This window comes from Aeromicrobium sp. PFPM2_SD2 (genome assembly GCF_057364525.1).
This window is the reverse complement of sequence record NZ_JBNFNZ010000735.1, coordinates 1-712: the sequence shown is the minus strand read 5'-3', so window position 1 is coordinate 712 and position 712 is coordinate 1. Positions and strand designations below refer to the sequence as shown.

The following is a 712-nucleotide window of genomic DNA, read 5'->3' as shown; positions in this document are numbered from 1 at the left end:
CGCACAGCTGGGCTCGGCCACGATCGCGGACCGTCCGGTGCTTGTGCCTGCCCGCGCGGCGCACGCCCCGACTCCTGCGCGGTCCGCCGCTCGGTCCCTGCTGACCGACCGAACCGCACACTCCCCAGGAGAAACCCCATGAAGCGCACCACCCGTGCGCGGCTGGCCGCTGCCGTCCTCGGCGCCGCCGTCGTGCTCGTCCCCACCGCCGCCTCCGCCCACGTCACCGTCTCGTCCGACGACGCGGCGCAGGGCGGCTACGGCAAGCTCACCTTCCGCGTCCCCAACGAGTCCGACACCGCCACGACGCGGCTCACCATCACGTTCCCGTCCGACACCCCGGTCGTGAACGTCCGCACCCAGCCCAAGCCGGGCTGGACGGCGAAGGTGGTCAAGACCCGCCTCGACGAGCCCGTCGAGGTCGGCGACCTGACCGTCACCGAGATCGTCGGCTCGGTCGTCTACACGGCGACCGGGAGCGGCATCGGCGTCGGCCAGTTCGACGAGTTCGAGCTGTCCGGCGGCCCGTTCCCGCAGGCCGAGACCCTCACGCTCCCGACCAAGCAGGAGTACGCCGACGGCGAGGTCGCCGACTGGTCGCAGGTCGCCACCGGCGACGAGGAGCCCGACAAGCCCGCGCCGGCCGTGGCGCTGCTGCCCGCGTCCGAGGACGGGCACGGGGCGCACGGAGCGGGCGTCCGTCGACCACGAC

The 712-nt window shown here is 73.9% G+C and carries 1 protein-coding gene; it reads left to right on the top strand.

What is annotated here, in order from left to right:
- Positions 1–138 precede the first annotated feature (138 nt).
- Positions 139–712: YcnI family copper-binding membrane protein (locus tag AC2W7G_RS17780; RefSeq protein ID WP_485869600.1), on the top strand; the 574-nt coding region annotated here is incomplete at its 3' end.